Raw genomic sequence first — 25,341 nt, 5'->3', positions numbered from 1 at the left:
ATGTACACCTATAATACAGCCACTACTGGGTCTGATATATTTCCTTTCTCATCATATAAATATATAGTGTAGTTGTACTTATTTGAGTACAAGCAGTAGTCTTTTATTGATAAAAGTGGATATCTAGAATTTAATACAACTATCTCAACTGTCTCATTATCTTCTATATTATTTATGTATTCATTATAGTATTTGCCACCTTGCCTTATGTATGTTTTAAATATTGTAGCATTTTCATCTGCTATATCGACTGCTTTTTTCTGCTCATCTGTACTTAAATTTGTTACATCTTTTCTATAAATAATCATTTTATCAATTAATATTTCAAATTTACCTTGAAACACTATCGGTTTACAATAGTCTGTTGATATAGTTTTGTATATATTTTTCATTCTAAAAACTCTAGGTTTTCTATAAAATAATTCTCTTTTATCCTTATGCCATATATTTGGTACTTTTACATACCTTATTCCATCAGTTATTAGAGTGGAATCATCTGAATGTATTTCTTGGCTAGCTATAGTATTTATTACTTTACTATATAAATCATCTTTATTGATATTTATATCTTTTGAGACTTTTTCTCTCTTTATCTCTTTCCACTTGGTTATTTTAATGTCATCTTCTTTTACTTCTAATACTTGAATTATTTCGTCTGGACTTTCAGATAATTCACAAACTCCTACATTTGATAGTTCTGTTATATATCCATCTGGAAATTTACTTATTACTCTATACTCATATTTATTTTTTTGTCTTTCCTTTTTCTGATAAAATAATGTGTAATTTTTGCCTTCTATTGTAGACACCACTGGGTCAAATACTCCATGTGCATGTATATCTATATGTGTAACTATATCTATAGAAAAATCTAATGTGACTTTATTGTATTCCACATTACATTTTTTTATTAGAAATCCATTATTATTTCTAATCTTTATTATATCGTCAATCTCATATTGTTCTGTTATAGTCCTATATATTTCATATTCATTATAATCAGTTCTTTTCTTAAATAAAATTCTTGCTATAGTTTGATATGAACTTAATTGTATTTCTATTTTTTCTTGAGGTGCTGATGATAAATCATTTTTTAAATTTACAATTAATTTTTTAAAAGGAATTACTATTTCAAACGGTAGCGTAAATTCAGTATATCCATTATATCCTTTTGGAAAATCATTTCTACTAAGTAAAAAATCTTTGATGTTAGTCGATTCTATATCAGCATTTTCTTCTAGTATTTCTATAATTGGGTCTTGATTATTTATGTACTCTTCAATTTCTGTTTCTGATGAAATATTTTTAAATCTATAAATATAGTGCAGTAAGTTTCCTTCTATAGATTTGCATATATTTATCTTGGGATGTTCCAAATAAGCTCACCTCTTTTCTATTTTATTCTTGTAAAATTACTTTCACTCTTAATATACCTTGCTTATACTCGAATTTGTTCAACATTTTTTATTATATTATCAATTTTTTATACAAATAAATCTTGCAATTTAAGTTTGCCACAAATAATATATACGATTACTATAAAAGAGATTGTTTCAATTTTAATTAAAACAATCCCTTTACCCTAGTATACTTACTATTTTTTTTGTGCTATTGGAGTCCATTCTGCTAGATATTTACCACCACCAGTTGTCTTACCATCACTTTTAGTACAAACGTAAAGACCTATAGGGTATTTAGCATTCTCCTTATCTTTATCTTCTGTTGTTGTATCCAATATATGTTTTATCCATATATCACCTACTTTAGGTTTTTTAAACGGACTATAATCTCCAGGGGGACAAAAAGATAGTATAAATCTAGGACCTGGTAGACCAGTTCCATCGCCAAAACGAATAGAATTATTGAAAAACCACACACATCCACCATTTCCATCTTGAGGTCTATATGATAATATTCGTCTACCCTTCCTCTTATTACCATCATGACCTGTATACTCAATAGCTTCATCATATAAACAAAAATGATCAATCTCTCCATCACTATCAGGATATTTAGTATCCTTAACGTCTCCACGTAATGATATTTTTCTATCTCCTTCATCAGTTATAACTATCTTAGAATTTTGAATCATGGTTAAATCTCCATACATAGAATCCCCTCGTCTTTTGACATAATCTTTTTTAATATTTTTAATTTCATTTTCTATATCCATTATGTCTCTTTTTATATCATCAATATCATCTCTTAGTTCATCTAACTGTTCTTGAACATTAGCTCTCACTTCTTTAAGTTGGGCAAGTTCTCTAGTTGTAACTGAACTTTCACTAATACACTTATTTGTATCACTAACTAAAACTCTTGAACCATTTCTCCTATAATCAGTATGTCTTTCCATATTATCATTTGAGCAAAAAACATTTCCATTATCATCTGTCATAAGAATTTTTCTAGCATTATCACTTCCTTGAGCTATTACAACATAATAATCAAAAGTATCCCAAATTTCTTCTACCTCATTATCAATCTTGTCCAATCTAGACTCATAATCATAATGTCTATGCCTAATATGAGAGTATCTATTATCATAAATTGACTTTGGTTTTATAAAATGATTTGTTTCAGGAAGTCCAGATATTGTAACTGGATTTTGATACTGATGAACTATACAAGAACTAGACATATATGGTTGTATATGTACTTCCGTTTTTTCATCTATAGCTAAGTATAATTCAAACTTATGAGTAACTATTTCCACACCATCAACTGTAGTAGAATCTGACTTCACATGATACAGTCTCAATACATCTATATCTCTTTGATAACTATCTCCTTCATGTTTATATGGTGGAAATTGTTCTGCTTTATAGTCATTTTTACTAGGGTCTGGAGGAGTCTTATAACCACTTAAATCAAGAGGTCTTTCATGCGCATGATTTTCACTTGGTGGTGTTATACTTGAATACGTTGAAATACTTTCTTCTATATTTAACTTTTCTATAGGGTCTTTTTCTTTATCTTCTGTATTGTTGTTTAAATGACTATTTACAACATTATTTTCTTGTGTTCTTAATCTATCTTCTTTTATTAAAGTTTCTTCATAGGATAAATCCTCATTTAGAAATGGTAATTTTTCATCATGTGATGATACATAAAAAAACTTACTCGTACAAGTCCATCCATCTTTATTTTTGTTTGTAGGGTCTTCAAACAAACCAATATGAATATCCATAGTAGTTGGACTATTCTCTTTAAGAAAAGTTATAGAACCTCTAAATAGTGAGTTATAAATCCCTTCTGTCATCATATCAGTATGGTCAAATTTCCCTATATTAGGCTTTGTGTAATCTATGTAATCAGATGTAGATTTAACAAATTCATCAATATAATCTTCATTCTTCATTTTAGCCACTATACTATTTGCAAATATACCTTGATATGGAAGCTTACCATCTGTAGAAAAATCAGGTGCATTTCCAACTCTTCTTGGAGTAAATGTGGCTATTTTAATATATCTTTTATTAGAAACCATTACAGCATGTTTAAAATGGTTGTATCCTAGTCTGTCTTTAAAATCAACAGCATGATATCCATCTAGGCAATCTGCATTTAATCCACTATTAGGACCTTGATTTAATTCACTCCAAACTTTTTTATCATTTAAAGTTAGTTCACTTGTTATAATATTTAATCTTGGTTTATCTATCCACCAATCAAATTTAATATCACTTGCTCTAAAATTCATTTTTGCATATGAATATCCATCATTTAAATCAGCATCTCCAAACGTAACGGATAATTTAACACCTTTAAAATCATGTAATTTCAATTCATTTGTAAGTAGTGTTGCTGAAGGTAAAACACCCAATAAAATCACCTCATTTAATCTAGTAATACATTTTTAAAGTTATATTTACTAACCTTTTAATTTAATTATTTTTTAACGAGTTTTATTTAAATATATTTTTTATGAATATTAAAATATGTTATATATTGTAGTTCACATTTTCTATCCATATACTTGGTCTAACATGCTTTTGATTATCTATGTTTTTACTGACTTCTATGCTAGTCTGAGGTAACTCCTCATCCCCTATTACATCTACAAATTCAATGATAGGATAACTACCATAGGCAACCCATTTCTGAACAGCATTTTTAATATCTTCTTCAGAAAATCTTCCCCCATTTTTATAAAGTAGTTTATTATCTATTCTTACTATAATTACAGAATTTTCTTGATATGGTTTACCATCAAGTGTACCAATATCTAAATAATAATCACTTTCAGGCTCTAAATCTCTACGAAGTCTATCTTCCATTTCTTTGATAATACCTCCACCTCTTAATCTAGTATCTATTAGATTTGTAGACTTTAATGAGGTATGATGTCTTACAAAAATTCTACCTATATGTAAATCAAATGGTTCTAAGGCTTCTTGATTATCAAACTTATGGTATACACAAAAATAGTTGTCTTTTAGAATATCACCTGTACCCCTATCTATTATTCTCATTGGTTTTAAAAAGAAATGAATTGTTCGATTGAATAAATCATATGAATTTCTCATTTCATTTAGCTCATTTGAAGTATCTGTATAAAAACTATACATATTTGGATTTAAATTTAAATCTATAATTTTACTGTCTTTATCTTGATTTTTATAATAACCTCTATAATGAAGATTTTTTTCTTCATAAGTATAATCTACTAGTATTTTATCATTATCACTTACTGAATCATTAATTTCTATAAATCCATACTTGAAATTAAATCCTTTGATTTCAAGTTCTTTTTTACTTTTATCACTTAATATTTTATAAACTCTTAAGTTAGTTGGTCTCCAGCTACTATCAACTTTTATATACATTGGAGTATTTTTTACTTTAATAGTATTGTTTCCAACAAAACTTCCTTTTTCTTCAGATATATCAATGTATGGTTTTCCATATTTTCCAAATATCTGTAAATCGTATTCTGGTATAGAATATATAAGTTCTATTGTTTTATCAATTCTTTCATATTTTTTACTGAAATAAGCATATTTAACAGTTGGAAACCATCCTTTTAAAGGCTCTTTTTCTAGAGGCGTTCCTACAATAATTTGATTTATGTTTCTACATACTACTGAGTATCCCTTATAAACTTTTCCATTAGCTGACTTATATATCGAATCTTTATCTAAGGTTCTAGTATTTTTATTATTTCCAATTATACTTGAATCTTGCTCAGGAAATCCAGTATCTTCATATGTTCTCCCATATATAAATCCATTTCCATCTGATGCTGTATATATCAAAGTTTTATCCTTTGAATACATAGTATCTAAATTTTGAATATTGTATTTAACTCTAAAAGTTGAGTTTGCATTTATTTTGTCTCTATCTTCATCAGATGAATACTTCATAAATATATCTCTTGCTGTCATATATCCATTTGTATCCTTTTCAGATATAATCATATCTTCATTCTTAAAACTATCGAGTTCTGAATATAATGCATACTTTTTATTTATTATTTCCTTTGTAATAGGTTCTATTTCTAAATTGTCAGCCATTATAATATATTCAATTTTTATTTTGGCTCTTTTATCCTCTAATATTTCATATTCAAACACTTCTATAGAAGACTTATTGGTTATACCTTGAAGCCTATTTACTTTATACGACTCTAAATCACAACATTGAACTGGACTTATTTTTTCAAGTATACCTGCTTTAATTTCTAAAGGATTTACACTATCTTTTCCATAGGCTTCTTCTGTCAATCCATCATACATAACATATATGGGATTTTCTATAGTTGGAATAAATGATGTATATATATATGCATCATATATATTTTCATATTTAGTTTTTTCTACAAAGACCTTATACTTAAATTTATTTTCATCTATTGGATAATTATTTCCTGAAATAAGGCTTATATTTTCTGAATTATACACACCATTTACGTCTAATCCAACATTATCATAAATTTTGTACTTTAACTTATACTTGTAATACAAGGGAACATTGTCCTTAAATTTATTTGTTATATAAAACAAATCGTCATCTACCAAATATTCTCCATCAATTCTATGCAAAAGACCACTTTCATCTGGATACATTATTATTTCTCTTGCCTGTTCTGGATATAAATTTGATATCTCATCTTTTTTATTTACAACACCGCTGTATTTAGCTGACCCATTATATAATACCTTTAATTTTCTAACCAAACCTTCATATCGTGTATATGCGTTATAAGTTTTAGGATTATAATCAATCAATTCATTATCAGTTTCCACAAAATTTACAGCTTCGAATATAGAATTTGTCAAATTTAAAACACCATATTTATCACCATCATTGTATATCTTATCTATAGGCACTCTTTTTGCTAATAGTCCTTTAAATTCCTCATGTTGAACTTTATGTTCTGGCTTGAAATCAGTGACAGTAGATTCATCCCACATAACAAAATCTCTGTATAAAATCCCCCAATATCCTTCTACTTCCGTACCTTTTTCACCATCAAATTCAATAGTCTCTGGAAAATAATCTTCGTTTTTAGTAGCTAAATTTCTTTTGTGAATCCAATCCTCAACAAAATGCAATGTTACATTATTTGTATTGGTTTCTATTACAGAAACAGTATCATCTAGTGATGCCGTTGTATTATAATAATAGGCTAAATTTACTGCTCCATTTGGAACACTTCTTCCAAGTTTGATAGATTTATTACCTTTATTATCAAATTCCTTATGTACTTTTGTATTGGAAAATAAATCTCCAGATATATATTCTTCTTTTTCCAAAACAGGTTCATATTTTGGTGCTTGTGGATAATCTATAATAGGTAATTTAAAATCAGGCGTACTTACATCAGGTCTTTGATTTACTACAATATCATCTTTGGGATTATATTCAGTTGTGATTGTTCTTGCATGCCAAACTATATAAACTATTTCTCTTGTAGGTGAATCGATATTATATTCCCTATTTACAAAGTTTTTAAATATAATTTTTCCATATTCATCCCCTAAAAACTTCTTGTTCTTTATAAATGATATATTTGCATTATCAATTACTTTTATACTTGCCCCATTATTTACTGTATCATTCTTAACCTTAGTCACTATCTCAACCTTACAATCATATAAAGGGTATGGTATTTCACTAAAATTATTTATAGCATCATTAGTTTCAACACATTTATCAATGTTAAATTCTTTATCTGTTGAACTATAGACTACTGTGGTTGGTAACTCTATAGATTGGTCAACATTGCTTGATATATTTATATTTACTCTATCATCTTGTTCATTATCAAAATATATTTCTATAAATCTTTCTTTTGCATTTATAGGTACTATCTTTTGCTCAATTAAAATATCTACTGTTTGAATGTATGTAATTCCATTTTCTAATTTCACAATAAAGTCAAAAGAGTCTTCTCCTATGTATAAATCATTTGCATAATAATTAAAATAAATTATACTGTTTGAAATACTAAAAGTAACATCCCCAGCTAATTTTAAAAAAGTCTCTTCTTCAATAGAACCTTTTTTATATGCATCTCCTAAAGAATTTATTTGCCCCTCTTTTATTAAAATAGCTCCTTGAAGATTAGACCCATTTGTAATCTTATAATTTAATGTTTTCAGTTTATTAATATCCATAAAACATTCCCCTTTTGTAACTTATCTATATTTTTCTATTCACTATATTGATTTCATCTTTAGCATTTTCATTGGCAATTGCTTTTATAACGTCTACACAATCGCCTGTCCAACTCGTATAAATACATGCAATTATTCCATTAATATCAGTTCTATCATTTACTTTTTCTATTGTACCAAGAGCAGATTCTACGTTTACAGAAGCACCTTCAATTGGATTATTATACTTATCTGTTACTGATATTAAGATGCTTATATCATCTTTTCCATTGGCAAATATAAAGTTGGTTTCTGAGTATATTTTTAAAAAGTAAGGTTCTAAGGTATAATCTGATATGTATATATATCCATTGTATAGGGTGTTGTAGATTGGATTTAATGATATATGCTTTAATTCTTTTAGTGAAGATGTTTTATGAGTTTCAAAATAGACCTTCACCTTAGTTGGGTATTTTTCTTCAAATTTATGTAGCTTTATTTCAACTTCATCTTTTTCATAGTCATATAAAGCTATAAAAGAGTTCTTAATTTTGTATCTAACATTTATTATACTTCCCTTAGGTACTTCTTTTTCAAAAACTATAACATTATTTTTAATAGTATAGTCCTTCATTAATACATCATTTACTGTAATAGATATTGTTGTCTCATCTATATCTATGTTTTGTAAGTATAAAGTTTTAAATCCAAGAGATTCAAATTTTTCTTCATTTTCAAGTGAATATTCTCCTGTTTTACTTATAAAAAATACTTGAGTATATGGTTCTTCTATTCCAATTTCATAGATAATAATAGGTGAATATTGTTGTGGTATAGGAGACATTCTTATAGTTTTAGTATAGGGAACCTTAAATATTATTCCATCTTGATCTAATTCTGATATAAAATCATTTTGAGATAAATATAATGATTGTGCATTTAATGGTTTTTTAGTTATTTTATCTCCGCCATCATATAAAATATTATATTCTTCAGAATATACATCTACTTTGGTAAATTTTATACTTTTTATATTTTCTATTTTAAAATCATTTGCTTTTGCAACTACCTCTGCATATTCCTCAATATTTTTTATAATTGTATGTGATTGAGTGTCATATGGTAGATTATATGATGTTATATTTTCATATTTAGAGGAGTATTCTGTAGGATTATAAGTGGCTTTAACTCGTATATCCCCTATTGCAGGTACAAACATTTCTAAATTCATTCCTGTATACTCATATCTCCCAACTTTTAGGTTTAAACTGTATAGCTTTGCTCTCTCTTTTAAAACAATTTTAAACCTCACAAATCTCTTAGCCTCAATCTTAGTATTATTTTCTACTTGAATCCATTTGTCTGAATTTAGTTTTCCCTCTAAATTAGTAAGTACATTATCATCCTGTATATAAAATTCTACACTTCCATCAAATTTCATTGATGGCATTACATATTTTAAATTCTCTGTTTTTTCTACTGTATCTCCTAAATCCATTATATTAGTTATAGATACTGAAATAGAATTATTTGATAATGGCATCAATACTTCTTCTCTATAATAAAAATTAAAACTCAGGAAAGAATCAATAAAATTTCTCCAATCAGATTCACATTCATAAATTAGTTCTCGATGTTGTAGTTTAGGCATTTTGGATGGTTTAAGTACAAATCTTAATTTAAATACTTTGCATAGTATTAAATTTTGAGGAAGGGGTTCTCCATAAATCAATTTAACAGGTTGCATCCATTCTCCATAAATATCATTATGACCTACATAATATACATCTACAGTACTAAATAGACTGGATTTTTGTATCCATGATATTTCCTGAATGGATGTAGGTTTTTTGTCAAATAAAAAAGGTGTTGTTTCATAAATATATTCATCAAGAAAATCATAATAATAATCGTTATAATATTTTATTGGTTTTGCCCACAACATATTATCTTTATAGAAAAATTTTGAACTATCAAGTAACAAGTCTTTTTTATTAACTTTTCTAATATCATATTTTTCAATTTTTCCTGTTGGTTCTGATACACTCAAAGTAATCTTTATTAATATCCTAAACTTATTAAAGCTATCCTGTAATATTTTCTCTTGACCATTCATATTGCATTTATTATATAAATAATACTCATCTTGATTATAATAGTAATATCCATTATGTATGCTTGGACACCAACGTGCTAAAGCATTTTGCAATGTTCTTAAAGATACAATTATAATATCATCAATATGCCCATACCTTATAGTAAGCACCTTTGGATAATCTAAAATCACCACATCACTTATACTTGCTTCTACTACAAGCTCAAACCTCTTATACTCATTCGAATTTAAACTAAATTCTGTAAGACCATATACATAAGTATGTTTTCTATTATCATCAATTATGAATTCCCCTCTATCAACTTGCCCCAAAAACTCTTTGTATTCAGTCGAATCTGCAATTATAGAATCTGAATAAAATTTTATTTTATCTCCATTGATTAGAGTATAATCCTCTTCGTCTACTTGATTTTCAAATTCATATAAAACACATGCTTCTTCTGGGCTAAATTTTTCTATTATACAATAATATTTTCTATCATAAACATCAGTAGAAGCTTCAAAAGCTGGAGCTGTATCTATCATATCCTTTTTCCCATTTTCTGATACCTGAAAATCTCCATTTATAGCTCCAACAAGTGAATCATATTCTAGTGGGGGAAATATCTCAATATATTCTTTTTGCCTTGTAACCTCTATAGCTTTTATGCATACCTTATGGTCAAAATAACCATACTCAGTAAATTCAACCTTATCATCAGTTTCATTATCTTCTAAAAAATCCCTATATCCATGTGTATATGAATATATTCTTACTGGCCCTTTTATATCATAAATTTCTATATCAAATTTATATCTCTTTGAATAATCTTTATTTTTTAACTCTGGTATCAAACTATATAAGTAAATATCTGCCACTTGAGTATACTCATCAAATAGATAGTCTAAAGCTAGTTCAGATGTATAGGTTGGTCCAAATGGCTCTCCTTCAATTTTTTCCCTAATTGGAGATACTTCTCTTGCACTTACTATAATACTTACTTTAGAATCATAAGTTATATAATTAGTTTTTGCTTCCATCTTATATCTATAATAAAATTTTATAGTGTTGTATTTCACTTTGTTACTTGCTCTTATTCCGTATATTTTATTTAATAGTTTAAATGTCTTTTTATATGTAGTATCTTCTGATTTATATAACTTACAATCATTATAATCTCCTATTCCAGACTGAAATGCTTTCATTCTACTTGCTATGTTAGTATTTAGATATGGAACTATTTCTACTCTTTCTGGCAATTTAAAATTAGTATAACTCAGCATTTCATTTTCTTGCATAATTATATTTTTACCTTCTTCCATTTTTTCACCTCCAATCTACTTTTTATAATATCCATATTTTGAAAATCCTTTTATACTGGCATCAAGAAAGGTTGGTAAAAATGAAAAACTATTATTATAATCTTCGTCTTCCTTTACCCAGGTATCTTCATCATACCTAAAATCATTCCAGAAAGTTGAAGTATCCTCTTTTATTTTTGTTACATAATCAATTAATAGATTGGTTGGGGTTGCATCTGAATTATATAATTCTATATTTAATTTTTTATTGTTTATATCTACTAGTTGATACATTTCAAGACTCTTTATAAAGGAAATAACTACTGATTTATTTTTTTTATCAGGATTTCCCTTTAAAAGAATTTCTCCTCTAGAAGTGATATATACATCATCTAAATCTATTAGATTGTTGTCTATTGATATAGTATTTATCAAAACCATCTTTTCAGATATAATAAAATCTTCACTCATATCCTTCCATTCTTTTACTTCTCTAATCCCAAGCTCTCTTGCAATTCCATTAGCAAGACCTCTTTTTGTCGAACTAGCTGGATTTTTAAAAACATCAAGAATTCTAAGCTTATAATCATGATTCTTTTCTCCTTTAAGTCTAGAACATCCTACCAAAGAACCAAATTCATCAAAAAAATTCCATACATGATGTAAACTCAACTCAAATAAAAATTCTTTATTAATACACTTTATTTTTATTTTCCCAAAAGGTAAATCTCCTTCTTTATCATATGGCTCTCTAACATAAATTACTTTTTTCTTTTCATCAATAAAATAATAATCTGGCTGTCTTATGTTATTTTCTAAATTTTTTTTATTTTTCTTTATTCCAAAAAAAGTATACAGGTCCCAACTTCTTTCAAGTATAAGTTGATTTGTATACACCATAGAAATATTATTTATGTTAAAGTTGCTTGGTAATAAAACTTTATATACCAAATCAATAAATTCCTCATCTGCTGACTCAATATACATTTGCTTTGAAGCATAAACCAGCATTTCTTCTATTTCATCCAACTCCATGCCAAATATATTTAAAAACTCAATCCCAATAGATTTGTTGGATTTTTTCTTCATTTCAAACCAAAAGGGAAGCATTGACCTTATTTTTTCTGTATATCTTGCAAAATCACTTTCTTTCATTTAGATAATCACTCCTCTAAACCTAAGCCCTACTAAATCTCCATTTAAATTATTCAATGTTTTATTTGCATCAAACATAATATCATTCATTACAAATAGAAATGTGTCAAATACTGTTATAGACTTAGTGTATATATCTGGATAAAAGGCAGATACACAAATTTCTTGAATCCTAGCAACTATTTCATGCTGCCTATCTGAATTCCAATGATTATACTTATCCATTACTATATCAAGTACATTTACTTCTTCTTGTGAATAGCAATTATTATCTTTATAAAAACTTTTCAAATCAGCAATAATATTATTTAATGTATAAACACTCTCTGTATATAATTCATCTGTATCTACTATCTTTCCATAATCTACCTTTTTACATAATTTTAAAGCATGAACCTTAAATATATTCATATGATTAATCAGTATTTCTTTAAAAACAGCCTCTTTTCCCTTATTTTCAAGTGTAAAATGTATTTTTATAATATTTTTATTTAGTTCTATTTTTTTAAATATGGGATGTGAATACAGCATTAATTTATTATTTGTAGCTCTATACTGTTCTTTATTCTTTATCTTATATTTTTTTCTACCTAAGTAAGCTCCAACTACAGTGATAATTGCAGTTGTAATTGCTACAACACTCTTTATTAATTCCAAATATACGTTTTCAGTCATTATGTCACCTATATAATTACTACAGAATCCTCATCTGGAGAAACAATAAATTTCTCATCCCATCTGCAATCATGATTAATTAACAAACAATTTTTATTGTTTATCTTAATACTGTTATAAGAATACGTTAGTATAGAATCACTAACTTGCATGATTCTTTGAGTCAATTCATTTATAAATAGTGATTCTCCTATGTTTATTGAATTTATATAGCTTATCATTTCTTCTCTTACAGATACTCTTATAGATTGTTTCTCTATTTCATCTATATAGGAAGAAAATACCAAACCTATATTTAACTTTACATATTTAAAATTAGGTAACTTTACTATGACCTTTTCTCCAAATGATGTTATATCCAATAATGCTTCTCTTACATTCAAAAGTAAATCTTCATCATTTATATTTTCAGTTATTGGTATGATAGTCATACTACCTGGTCCATGAGAGTATCTTTTTAATATTACATCCTTTATACCTTCTATGCTTAAAACAGCTAATCTTATGGAAGTTTCATTTGCCTTAGCCAAGGTTAATGTCTGATGAGTAATTCTTTTTCTATAATCCTCATCCGATTCTTCAAACAATCTTTTACATCCAACTAATATACCTATAGCATTTAAAAATCTACCTGTAGCAGTAGTTACAAAAGCTTGAATATGGCTCATTGTAAGTACATCATAAAATTCTGATATATTTTTATTTATTATATCAGAAAAAAGTTTAGCTATAGAGCCAGGGCTTGTGTCAAATCCAATTTTATTTAGTTCCACTTCCGTTTCCTTGACCAGAGATTCAAAATTTTTATTGTGTATTAATATCATACTTAATTTTCACCCCACTAACTACATCAATTTCCATGTTAATAACAATTGGATTGTTACTTCTTCTTTCTTTTATAAAAATTAATAATTCTAGCTTATCGCTGTATATTTTAGGTATAAAAAACAAACTATTTTTTTCAACTAACTCATCATAAAATAAGGCATTTTCAATATATTCTATAATTAAATCTAAGGTGTTTTTATTATTTAATGTCCCTAAAAACTTTTCTATATCTGAACCTATATAGTCCACATTAAACCAATCTTTTGTTACAGATTTTATTCTACAAATACATTTTTGTCTAAGTAAATCATCTGAATTTAAGTATAGCAAATTATTGGAATTATTATCATATATAAGTTCTCCACTATCTGTTATACAAAAATCAAACATTTTTATCTACTCCATTTATCTTTATCTTTTTTGTATCAATAACTATCTCACTTCCAGATAAAATAATCTTATCCTCAGCACATATATTTATATTATTTGATATTACCGACCAGTTTTCCGATTTAGCAGAAAAATCTCCAAAAATTTCTATAGTTTTATTTTCAGCATTTATCCTTAGCCCAACATTAGTTGCTGTAAATATATCTATACTGCTGTCATCTCTCAATTTTACAATAGAAGATTTTTTAGGATGATATACACCAACTTCTTTACCTCCAAAAAATCCTTTTTTTTCTATTTTTTCTACAACACTATCAATAGGATTTTTATCCATAAAATCTTTATATTTTAATTTATCTTTATTGTTGTAATCTAGCCAGGTCTCGCTCATTTTCTTAGTTATTTCTCTTGAGTCTCTCTTTATATTTGATAAAAGGCATCCTTTTCTAATGTGATTTCGTCTTTTTTTTGATAGACATTTATATGATTCATCCACCATTCCTGTTATCTTAGGTTGAAACACAGAATCATTATTAAATTGTATATAGACTTTATCACCTTTTTCTAGTGGTGATAGTTGAACTCCTTCCCCTATATTTTGAATAGGTACATTGGAAAAGGTTGCACTATTCCCTTTTAAGTTCTCTACATATATATCTGCTGTATTTTTACATATATTAAAATCTATTACTTTACCTATAGAAGTTGTAAATATTGTTTTTGAATATGGATCTACTATGTTATCTATTAATTTATCTTTAAGCTTCATATGATTCCCTCCTACTTTAGATTAAGCTTCATATATGAATTTTTATATAATGGATATATGATTATAGAGTTTTTATAATTAAACATTTCATATTGTGCAGTAAGCATATTGTTTAGTGTCTCATAATTATCTAATCTTGTTAGTTTAGAAATATTAGTTGTATTATCTGAATTTACTAACCTTTCATTATTTAATATGTTTGATATAGAAAACAATATTTTATTACATGATTTTAGTACATTACTCATACCACTATATTTTAATGAATTTGCAGTCAATAAACCTGGTGTAACTGATGTTGTAAATCCAGTTTTCATATTTAAAGAATGTGTTACTTTCTTTGCTAAACATACACCTGATACTTCTCCAAGTAAATCATTAATTGCTATTAAATCATATACATTTACTTGTGGTTTTCCTGTAATAATCAAATCTCCATCATAAGCTTCTTTCCACGAGTTTTGAATTTCTGATATACAGTTTCTTATTGACATATGTCTGTTGTTTGCATATAATTCTCTGTATTTTAAATTTTCATCCTCTAAATTAGAAAATATATTAAAATTTTGTATCCTTGAATTATCTAATACTTTGAGCTTCTGATTTGACCATTTTATATTACAATCACTTATTATAAAAGGTGTGGATTCTAGATTTCCTAATACATTATAAATGCCTCTTGCATTTGTTAACAAATTGTTATTATCTATAATTATATTATTATTTATAATTGAGTCATAAAAATCTACTATATGCATTTGTGAAAAAGCTTTAGAATACTCATATACATCACTTTTTATCTTATTTGTATTAAATTTATACATCCAAACAGGCAAGCCAAAAAACAATCTATGTTCAAATAAGAATGGTCTTGGATATACCACAAATTCAGGCATAGATTTTTCACTCATTTTACATATATCCCATATCTTTTTACCTATTGGTAAAAACTCATAAATTGATTCACTTATATAATCAATACTCTGAATATCATCGAGATATATTCCTTTATAATTACTTAGATATATATTTTTAGATATGTCACTTTGAATTGCTCCATAAGTTTCTATAGAATTAAAATCATACATACCAAAATGCTCTACACCATACCTACTCTTAAAATTTTTTTCATTGTATTCAATATTTTGATATTTTGTTTTAAAGTTTCTCTTACTAATTAAATCTAATATTATATTACTTGCATCTTTCTTTAAATCTATATTGTCACCTAGAAAATTCATTTTTTCATCGAGATATTTATCTGTAAGCTCTAAGCCATCTGACTTTGCCTCTATTAAAATAGTGTCTTTTAAAATATTTATTTCAACTATAGTTCCATTAAACACAATTGGATATTTTGAAGGATTTGAACCATAGCCCATGCGAATATGTACTCTAGTTCCTTCTTTTAAAACTTCTTGACTATCTAATTTATTTCTATCTTCTACTATTTTTAAATTAATTTCATATTTTGACTCTTCTTTATATCCTTTTAAAAATTCTGCTGTTACAAACTGATTTTTATTGAATATATTTAGAGTATCATTTTTTGCACAAACACTATTATCATCTAAATTTTTTTCATTACTACTATTAGAAATAACTATTTTTGCACTTGATATAGGAGAATCAACATCTTGTGATACTTTTATCTCCATAACAGATTTATATATGTAGTAATTTGTCCAACTTTTTTGACCATCAAAACAATCTGTAGCCTCATCACATAACATAAATATAAAATTTGGAAATGCTTTAATGAGGGTCCCTTTTTGTGAATATAAAAATTCATCAATTAACATATTTTCTACAACTGTATTTGGATTATTTTCAGGAAGCTCTTTAAAAGATTGTTTTGGTTTTACTCGTTTAATATTAAATGTTCCAATATCATTACCATGTATTTTATTAAAATTTTCATTTTTAAATATTAAGTGTTCATTACAAAATAGCTCTTCTTTAAATTCATTGCCTAATGTACTTATACTTTGTGGTTCGTATCCATATTTATATTCTGGTTCTACAACTATGTCAGGTTTAATGGCTTCTAGCTGTGTATTAATTTTATTACATTCAAATTTAACAGGGTATATAATATAAAAATCTGGCTCAACAAAACCATTATATTTTTCATTTCCCCCTATTTCATACATAACAATATCTGTTCTAGGATATTTTATGAGAGACGTTTGTTTAACTCCATTTTTAAATCTAAAATCTCTTATCTTTTGTATAGCATTGTCTATTTCGTCGTACTTTGGTAAGCTGAGATTTGGATACATTTCTAAATACATAAGTTTATTGTTAGCACAAACATCTTGCATAGTTTTATTATCTATACCTTTAGATGTATAATCTATAAAGTCTTCTTCTGTACCTAGCCTCCCCTCAGGAATTTCATTATATTCATATGTTTCCTTAATTTCATTGAATGGTCTAAACCCTATTGGTTTCATCTTTTGGATTTTATCTATATCATAACTTCTACATTTAATGGTTATATTATACAGTCCAGGAAATCCAAAAACAGTATCTATTTGAACATCTTTTATAGTCATGTACTCTGTCCCAGTCAGATTTACAAGTTCATTTTCTACTTTTATAATATCTGTATTTTTACTATTTAATTTATTGAATTTTTTTATTATACTCTCATCACTAGTTTTAAATTCAAAGATAAAGTCAATTTTATTAAATCCCATGTATTGTTTTGTTGGTGTTTCACCATTATTCAGTTTTATATTAGAAAATATGTTATTTAAATTAAAATTGATATATGTAAGATATACATTTTCTTCATTACTCAATATTTCATCAAAGTAAATTTCATCCATTATAGTAGTTTTGCTCTTTATTTTACTAAAATCGATATTTTTTAAGTGTAATTTTTTAAATTTAAATTTACCAGTGAAGTTTACCGACTTTATCTTTTTAAGATTTGATAAGTTAGAATTTTTAAGATTTTTTTGAGTGTAAAATCTGTACAAATCCCAATCTATATGATTATCCAATGAAACATCATTTCTATTAAAATAAGGCTTAACATTAAATTCTTCCATAATTATTTTAACTCTTAGACTCTCTGAAAAACCTTCTACAGTTTCAACGGACATGCTTTTTAAAGCTACATTGTTTATATTATTTGCATCATTTACAACTTTACACTCAATTGGAACAAATGGAGTGTATTTAAACTGACAAATTAAATTTCTTAATCCATCTACATAATATTTGAAGTCAAATGGTGATTCAACTTGATACCCATTAACTTGATTTATACCATTTATCATTAAGTCTACAAATATTTCTTTTCTTATATTCTGTTTTTTAGATTGCTCTATATTTGACAATCTATCCTCATCTAAACTCTCACTATCATTAATAGAAGTTATACTTATATACTCTGGAGGTATTTCAAAACAACAATCTCCTATTCTAAAAATATTGTCAATATTATCTTTATATTTAAGCCTATGTTCATATTGAATATATTCGTAATAGCTTAAAGGTTTATACTTACCATCTAAGTTTCTAAGTGTTGATTCTCTATATAGTATATTGACTATTTCTTGACTATCCCTATCAGTTATTTCCTGAGCAACAGCCCCATAATACGATTGATTTGAACTCTTATTAGACTCATTATTCATAAATTCACCCTCTTTAGTTCATAAGTACTTTTATAAATTCACAAAATTATCTTAGATATTACATTTTCAATTTCCTCATTTGTTATATCTTTTCTATCATCTTGTATTGTAGTTCTTATATTTAAATTTTTTATATTTTTAAATAAATTTTTTATAATTTTTTCACCATAATCTATATCAATATCTAAAGGAGATTGAGCAGAAATTTTCATGTTTAATGCTTCATTGTTATTTATCAAAATATCATCTTCTATTGTGTTATCTTTACTTTCTAAGTTATCATATTCTTCATTTACTTTAGATTTAATATTATTAAAAGTTGCCTTAGCTTTTATTCTTCTCCCTAATAAAAAATTTTTATATTCTTCATAAAATTTTTCTTCAATATTATGTACATTATTCATCTATAATATCTCCAATCATTTTTAGCATCTTCATTTTAAATTTTTCAAGTCTATTTTCATAAAAATTCAAATCTATATTAGAATCTTTTCCACCTAAAATATAATTTATGTCAATATTTTTATATCCTGCTCTATTTAAAATACTTCTTATTTCTAAATGAATTTTTGATATGTTATTATTATAGTCTTTCAAATTTTCATTAATACGAAAATTGCTTATTTTAGAATTTCTTATATTATTACTATTTATAATATCATCTTTATTTTTCGTAGAATTTCTATTTTTATCTTTTATATACCTTGAATTGATAACATTATCTTTATCATTTTTATTCCCTATTTTTATAAAATCACAGCTTATACGCTCAGTTTCCATATTCAACTTCTGTATATTTTTATTCTCCAATACTTTTAGTTTTTCTGGTCTATCCCATCTTGTATTTGTAAGGCTATTGGAATCTAAATGATAATCTTTAGATTTTATATTATTATTACTATTAATATATTCTTTATTAGATTTATTATTTAGATAATCTTTGTCATATTCAAGATTTACATCTACACCTCTCAGTTTAAGAATATATTCAGACTTAGCTGTCATTTCCATAAGCTTCTCATAATCCCAATCTCGTATTTCTTTAAGAGAAATCTCTGGAAATGCTGCTTTTACAAATAATTTACTCTGTTCTAAAAAAGTATTAAGTTTGCTTCTACTTTCCTCAAAATAATCTATTATTGAACTTTCATCTAAAATGTGAGATTCATGAATTATTCTTTTAGAAATTTCATCTGTTAATCCTGCTATTGGACTTTTTGAAAAAACGAATTCTTTAGGATATATTAATGCAGATTGACATATAAAATCATTAAATTCTTCATATGTATCAAAAACAAGGTTAGCTTTTATATATGTATTAAGATTAATTAATTTAAATATATATTCATGTGTACCAAATTTAATATGAATTAATTTTTTATAACCAGTTTTTTCTTTTATATTCATAATATCTTCTATTAAAAGCATACTATATTACCTCTATTATAAAATCTTTTGTAAAGCCTGATTTTTCCATAATTACTTCAGAATATGAAGTTGGTAAACCTGCATTAGTAGTATCTTTCCAATCATACTCTTCTGGCCATAATGTCACAGTTTTGCATATAATTTCTTCACGTTGTAAAGTGTCAATATTTTGAAGAGATAATAATTGCTTATATTCAAATCTGTTAATAGTTCTAAATATAAATCTCTTTTTTAAAATATCAATCATATATATATCATAACCAGACCATTTCTTTTTCCATGCTTGTACTTGAATTGTTCCTGGACCATTTTCAAATAAAGGAATATCTTCTAATCCTAAATTTTTCAGTTCTTCACTTTTACTCTCATCACTAAAAACATCTGCGTATAAATCAATTTCATCTATATTTTTTCCATATTGAGATTCTAAGTCCAACTTAGCTTGTTTTGCCAATAATTCTATTTCTTTTTCATCATAATTCATTTAATCCCCTCCAGACCTTATTTAGCTGTTAATTTCAATTACATCTTTTGCTATGAATTCATATATATCATACACAGGATTTCCTGTTGTATCTATTTCTTGGATTACTGATATAGGCGTTACTCCAATAATTTTTCGATATTTTTCTTTTTTTTCTCCATATATAAGACTTATAGAAAAATTACTTTTCCTAAGTGTATTTATATTATTAGGATTAAAAGAAAGTTGGTAGTCTGAATTTTCTAAGTCTGATTTCTGACTATCTTCTCCGTAATTACAATCATATATTAAACTATCTATTAAGTTATAATCGCATTCTAGTTCATCACAAATAAAAGAATTTATAGCTTTTAAATTACAATCTGATTTATACTGATTTTCTTCTTGTTTATCTTTAATGCAGATTTCTTTTTCATTATTCTTCAAAATGATAATATTATAATTAGAATATAATTTTTTAAATATTAAATTCCAAGTTTTTTCACATAACCTTCCTGTCGGTATAATCTTATTTTCTTTTTGAAAAGCTTTAACCATATCAAATGTACACACACAATAATAACCGTATTTTAATTCACTAAAGCTTCGTTCTTCATACATATACCCCATATATACCAAAGCTGTTTGTACAGAATGTATTCTAATATCATATTTACTTCCAAAATCAACATAAAATAGAGACTTATCATAAAGAAATGAAACATCATTATCATCTATATTACATTGATTTTTATATAAGATATTGTTATCTTCTCTACATATATATTTATCATTTAGACCTCTTAAATCATATCCATATATCCAATCTGGTATAGATATTTTTTCTTCTTTATTTAAAATAGACTTATCACAAGTATTTATATCTTGTTCTAAGCAATTAGATATATTTTTTAAAGCATTGCTCACAGGAACTTTTATATAACCTGATACTATCCTATTTCCCACAGCTATATCATCAAATGTATTAGATGTATATCCATAAATAGGTTTACTTTGTTCTTTTACATAAAATTTTATTGCAGCTATTTGTTTATTATGTTTTCCATTTATATAAATCAATACATCAGAGCTACCATAAAATTCTTCTTTATATGTACTATAATCTCTCTTTTTAGTTTCTTTTTTATTTGCACTATTAAAGTTTAAATTTGTCATAACTAACGCCTTTCAAATTACTTTTTTTAGAGTGTTCATATCCTTCAATAGTAAAATCATAAGAAAATATTGAATTTGAGAATATATTTGAATTACTTACAGTATTTTGTACTGTTTTATTACTTGGTAAATCTGCAAAATCATTCAAATCTGTTGCTACAAAGTAAATTTTATTTTTTATAAAAACATCATTAATAGAAATAATTTGGCTATCATTAGTAATATCTATGCCATATATCATCATCTGTGTGACGTATTTATATTCATTTAAGGATACTATCATTACATCAAATAAGGGCAATTCATCTGAGCTAATCTTCTTTTTATTAGATAAAACTGAAACCTTACTTGTCAATTCACTTATTAGATTCTGATTTATTAAAACAAATTCCATTTTTCCAGAAATCATCTTAGGTCCTCGAGTATATCCAGATACCTGTGTACTTCCTATTGATGCTACTGGCTTTTTATTTCTTTGAATTGAGTATGATATACTTGTCAAACTACCTAAAAGAATTGGTTTAGATTCTGGAAATAAAACAAATGCAAGAGAATCTGTACTTGAAAATGCCTTGTAAAAAGTATTGTCTAAATCCATTTTACTCTACCTCTCTTTTTATTTATATTTTGAAAAACCCCATGTAGTTTTTGAATAAGCAAAATATACTTGCAAACATTTAACTACATGAGACCTTTTAATTTTCCTCTTTTATCTATTTACATATTTGACTTTATCACTTATTTTAGCTTTTCTTCTTTTGAATATACACCTTGTATAAGTGGTGATATTTTTCTAGCTCTATAATTTAATTTTTTCTCTAAAACGATTGTATCAATAGACACCTCACTAGATTCGTCTATTATATCAACATCATATATCTTTTGAAATGCACATTGACCTTGTTCATTTCCAAAAGTCATTGTTATATCAAATGGCGGTAAAGAATCTAAATAAACTATTCTACTATCTCTTATTGGACTAAATCCATTAGGTATTTTAAATTCTTCATCACTTACTTTAGAATTATTTTCATTATACTTAGACTTACTATTTATATTCCTACTTAAATTTATAGAATCTTGTGCCGTCACATTCCACTTCAACATTTCTACTGCATTTATAAAGTTTTCCTCTTCAGTTATAGCTAAATTCCCTGACGTTGTAAATCTTGTAGATTCTGATGATTTTAAAATGCTTTTCATAGATTTAATTAGAGAATCTTGGTCGAACATAGCAAATACTAATGACCCTTTAATCTCTCTTTTACCCCTTGCAAAGCTTCGTGCATCGGGACTTCCTAATGTGTATACTGGTTTTTTTTCACGTTCTATACCCCATGATATTTTTTGTAATTCTCCAATAACTTGATTTGCAAAGCTTACAACTAAATCAGCTCCAGAAAATGATGTTAGTGTGTTTATATTCGTACTTGCCATAACAGTATCTCCTAACTATTAAATCTAAATGGATGTTCTCCTCCATTTTTATTTTTTTAACCCTACTATAGTGGTTATTTTTCTAAGTTCTTGTGGTGCTACTATACCAACTTCTAACTTAGCCTGTCCTAATATTAAATCTTGTTGTGTTGCTATTAGATTAAAACTGTAATCTAATATAGCCCCTTGTAATAGTAGTGTATCTAATCTCTTTGCAATTGTTGCACTTAATGCATTTCTTTGTTCTATTGTATTTGCTTCCCCTATAAATGGGTCTGCCACTTCTCTTATATTATCAGTTACTGCTCTCATAACCTTTAATGTAGATAATTTTGAATATACACTATCTTTCTTTGCAGATGTTGGAGCATCTACTACAAAAACTTTATTTAAACAAGTTCTACCATTTAACTTTTTAGAATTGAATGAAACAAATTTGTTTCCTGTTATATCATTTAATTGTGCATTTGAAAAAGAGTACTTTAATGATTTTACACCACTTAATACCTTATTTGTTGGAGATGAGTGTGGCAAAATACTTGTATTGAGAGCAGCATAAAGTACTGCTGGATTTCCTTCTCTAAGTGAGCTCACCTTATGTTCAACTATAGGTGTAGGCCCTGCAACTACTGATATAAATTTTCCAAGGTCTATACAGTTTCCTTGTCCATCAGTAATTATAGAGCCTTTATCATCCTTCATTAAAAACTCATTATTATATTGTGTTAAATATTTAGAGTGTGATTGAACACCTGACAAAGATGTGTCTTTTAATGGATTCATTGATATTACGCCATATGTAGATTTATTTCTATAAGATAACACTGCACAAAATAAAGCAAGTTCATATGCAAAGTCTTGATGTCTGTCAAATAATTTATCATCAGCATAAATACCTAAAGGTACTATCCAATCTACATTATAATTTTCAAGCAACTGATAAGCACCTTGTTTTACTATGTATCCATTTCTATCTCTTTCTCCTGACAATGCCTTAAACATATCTTCCTTACTCATATCTAAACCATTAGAACCACCTATAAAATACGTAGCTGATTTTATCAGGTCTTTTGTAAGTACTTCTGGTGTATCCGTTTCTGCAAAATATGTTGTTTGTAAATTATTTATTGCATCTACTAACTCTCCAAAAGTTAAACAGTCGAGAGTTGATAATATCAAAGGTTCTTCTCCAATACTCATTTTAGACTCTGGCTTAATAATTTTCACATATTTTCCTATATAATTGCCAAAAGTGTCTCTCAAATCTTCTACTTTCACTTGACCTAAATTATATATATCGCCAGCAAACCTAGACTTTAATCTTATTTTTCTTTCTATATTCTCTTTAACTGGCATATAATAGCTTACTGATACTACTTGTCCCATTTGAAAATATTCTTTTTTAAGAGTTATAGTCTTTGATTTCTTATCTACTGAAAAAGAATTCAAATCCAATACCTTACTTCCACCAACATACAATATAAGTGTTCCATCTACTGGAGTATTACTTAAAAGTAGTTTTTGACTTGATGTAGCAGTCATAAAAGCATTTCCGTCTGTTTGAGTTTCTATTTCTTCTCCAACAACTTCTATTCTATAACCTACAGCTACCTTTTCTCCTTCCTCTAAAGATGGTATTGTTATGACATTATCATTCATTTCCATATTATCATTTATAGGTTTACCATCATAAGTAGCCACTATAGCAGCTCCATTTGGGATATTAGATAAAAAAATCTTTTTATCTTTATTCAAAGTTAAGTATTCTGGCTTCTGTTCAACCCAATATCTATAGCTATAAGCTACTGAAATAGGTACCCCTGCATCACAAGCATTTTTTTCTATTGATATACTCTTAATAGATTCATTATATGCAAATCCAGATAATAGTTCTGTTCCTTTTACATACACTCTAATAGAACTTGCAACAATCCCTTTTCCACTTAGTTTTATATCAGTTTTCTCACATCCATGAACAATGGATAAATCCTCATCTATTTTCTTATTTTTTTCAATAACTTGTGATGGTGCACTTATACTTGATGTTGCACATGTACCAGATACCCTCATCACCCTTATATCTTGACATCCAGCATCTCTAGCTTGCTTATATGCGTGAACTAACGTTGAACCATTTGGGATTCCATTTAAATTAATATCTGAACCAAAGAGCAATTCTATAGAAGAATCATCTATAGCTACTGGCTCCATTACTGGTCCATCAACTGCTGTACCAAGCAACAGCATACTATCAGTATTGTATTCATCTGAGCCAAATCTAAGTGCAGAACCACCATCCTTAAATTCAACTAACATTCCTGGAAGATTAGGATACATATTTCCTAAGTTTGCCATAAAGGTTTTCCCCCTTT

General features: G+C 26.7%; 17 protein-coding genes. All 17 read right to left on the bottom strand.

Translation table 11 applies throughout. The annotated features are described in order from the left end of the window. Positions 1-8 precede the first annotated feature (8 nt). Positions 9-1,376 (bottom strand): hypothetical protein, encoded by a 1,368-nt coding sequence (locus IR152_RS01085; RefSeq protein WP_227449993.1) that lies wholly within the window; start codon positions 1,374-1,376, stop codon positions 9-11. Positions 1,377-1,594: 218 nt separating this feature from the next. Continuing rightward, the gene (locus IR152_RS01080; RefSeq protein ID WP_227449992.1) at positions 1,595-3,826 is read right to left on the bottom strand and encodes a hypothetical protein; all 2,232 of its coding nucleotides are present in this window, start codon (positions 3,824-3,826) and stop codon (positions 1,595-1,597) included. A 118-nt stretch (positions 3,827-3,944) separates the two neighbouring features. Beyond that, positions 3,945-7,622 (bottom strand): virion structural protein, encoded by a 3,678-nt coding sequence (locus IR152_RS01075; protein ID WP_227449991.1) that lies wholly within the window; start codon positions 7,620-7,622, stop codon positions 3,945-3,947. Positions 7,623-7,647: 25 nt separating this feature from the next. Continuing rightward, on the bottom strand, positions 7,648-11,019 hold the full coding sequence (locus IR152_RS01070) for an Ig-like domain-containing protein (RefSeq protein ID WP_227449990.1): 3,372 nt from the start codon (positions 11,017-11,019) through the stop codon (positions 7,648-7,650). A gap of 15 nt (positions 11,020-11,034) precedes the next feature. After that, positions 11,035-12,153, bottom strand: coding sequence for a Low copy number virion structural protein (locus IR152_RS01065; RefSeq protein ID WP_227449989.1), 1,119 nt, complete (start codon positions 12,151-12,153; stop codon positions 11,035-11,037). Beyond that, positions 12,154-12,828: a hypothetical protein gene (locus IR152_RS01060; protein WP_227449988.1), complete on the bottom strand. Its 675-nt coding sequence runs from the start codon at positions 12,826-12,828 to the stop codon at positions 12,154-12,156. Between the two features lie 8 nt (positions 12,829-12,836). Beyond that, complete coding sequence (locus IR152_RS01055) at positions 12,837-13,652, bottom strand: baseplate J/gp47 family protein (protein WP_227449987.1); 816 nt, start codon at positions 13,650-13,652, stop codon at positions 12,837-12,839. Further along, the gene (locus tag IR152_RS01050; RefSeq protein ID WP_227449986.1) at positions 13,633-14,046 is read right to left on the bottom strand and encodes a hypothetical protein; all 414 of its coding nucleotides are present in this window, start codon (positions 14,044-14,046) and stop codon (positions 13,633-13,635) included. The genes IR152_RS01055 and IR152_RS01050 overlap by 20 nt, the downstream gene beginning before the upstream one ends. Further along, on the bottom strand, positions 14,039-14,815 hold the full coding sequence (locus IR152_RS01045) for a hypothetical protein (protein ID WP_227449985.1): 777 nt from the start codon (positions 14,813-14,815) through the stop codon (positions 14,039-14,041). Before IR152_RS01045 ends, IR152_RS01050 begins: the two co-directional genes overlap by 8 nt. Positions 14,816-14,826: 11 nt before the next feature. Next, positions 14,827-18,465, bottom strand: a complete 3,639-nt coding sequence (locus IR152_RS01040) for a hypothetical protein (RefSeq protein ID WP_227449984.1) — start codon at positions 18,463-18,465, stop codon at positions 14,827-14,829. A 38-nt stretch (positions 18,466-18,503) separates the two neighbouring features. After that, the gene (locus IR152_RS01035) at positions 18,504-18,869 is read right to left on the bottom strand and encodes a hypothetical protein (RefSeq protein WP_227449983.1); all 366 of its coding nucleotides are present in this window, start codon (positions 18,867-18,869) and stop codon (positions 18,504-18,506) included. Beyond that, the gene (locus IR152_RS01030; protein ID WP_227449982.1) at positions 18,862-19,893 is read right to left on the bottom strand and encodes a hypothetical protein; all 1,032 of its coding nucleotides are present in this window, start codon (positions 19,891-19,893) and stop codon (positions 18,862-18,864) included. Before IR152_RS01030 ends, IR152_RS01035 begins: the two co-directional genes overlap by 8 nt. Before the next feature lies 1 nt (position 19,894). After that, positions 19,895-20,377, bottom strand: coding sequence for a hypothetical protein (locus tag IR152_RS01025; RefSeq protein WP_227449981.1), 483 nt, complete (start codon positions 20,375-20,377; stop codon positions 19,895-19,897). Positions 20,378-20,398: 21 nt separating this feature from the next. After that, positions 20,399-21,532: a peptidoglycan-binding domain-containing protein gene (locus IR152_RS01020; RefSeq protein ID WP_227449980.1), complete on the bottom strand. Its 1,134-nt coding sequence runs from the start codon at positions 21,530-21,532 to the stop codon at positions 20,399-20,401. Next, positions 21,513-22,130, bottom strand: coding sequence for a hypothetical protein (locus IR152_RS01015; protein WP_227449979.1), 618 nt, complete (start codon positions 22,128-22,130; stop codon positions 21,513-21,515). The genes IR152_RS01020 and IR152_RS01015 overlap by 20 nt, the downstream gene beginning before the upstream one ends. Before the next feature lie 140 nt (positions 22,131-22,270). Beyond that, entirely contained in the window at positions 22,271-22,969 is a 699-nt protein-coding gene (locus tag IR152_RS01010) for a hypothetical protein (RefSeq protein WP_227449978.1), read from the bottom strand. A 48-nt stretch (positions 22,970-23,017) separates the two neighbouring features. Then, positions 23,018-25,324: a phage tail protein gene (locus IR152_RS01005; protein WP_227449977.1), complete on the bottom strand. Its 2,307-nt coding sequence runs from the start codon at positions 25,322-25,324 to the stop codon at positions 23,018-23,020. Between the last annotated feature and the right edge of the window lie 17 nt (positions 25,325-25,341).

The sequence above is a fragment of the Clostridioides sp. ES-S-0108-01 genome (genome assembly GCF_020662285.1).
Lineage (GTDB): Bacteria > Bacillota > Clostridia > Peptostreptococcales > Peptostreptococcaceae > Clostridioides.
The sequence above is the reverse complement of the archived record's forward strand: the minus strand, read 5'-3'. Positions and strand labels throughout refer to the sequence as shown.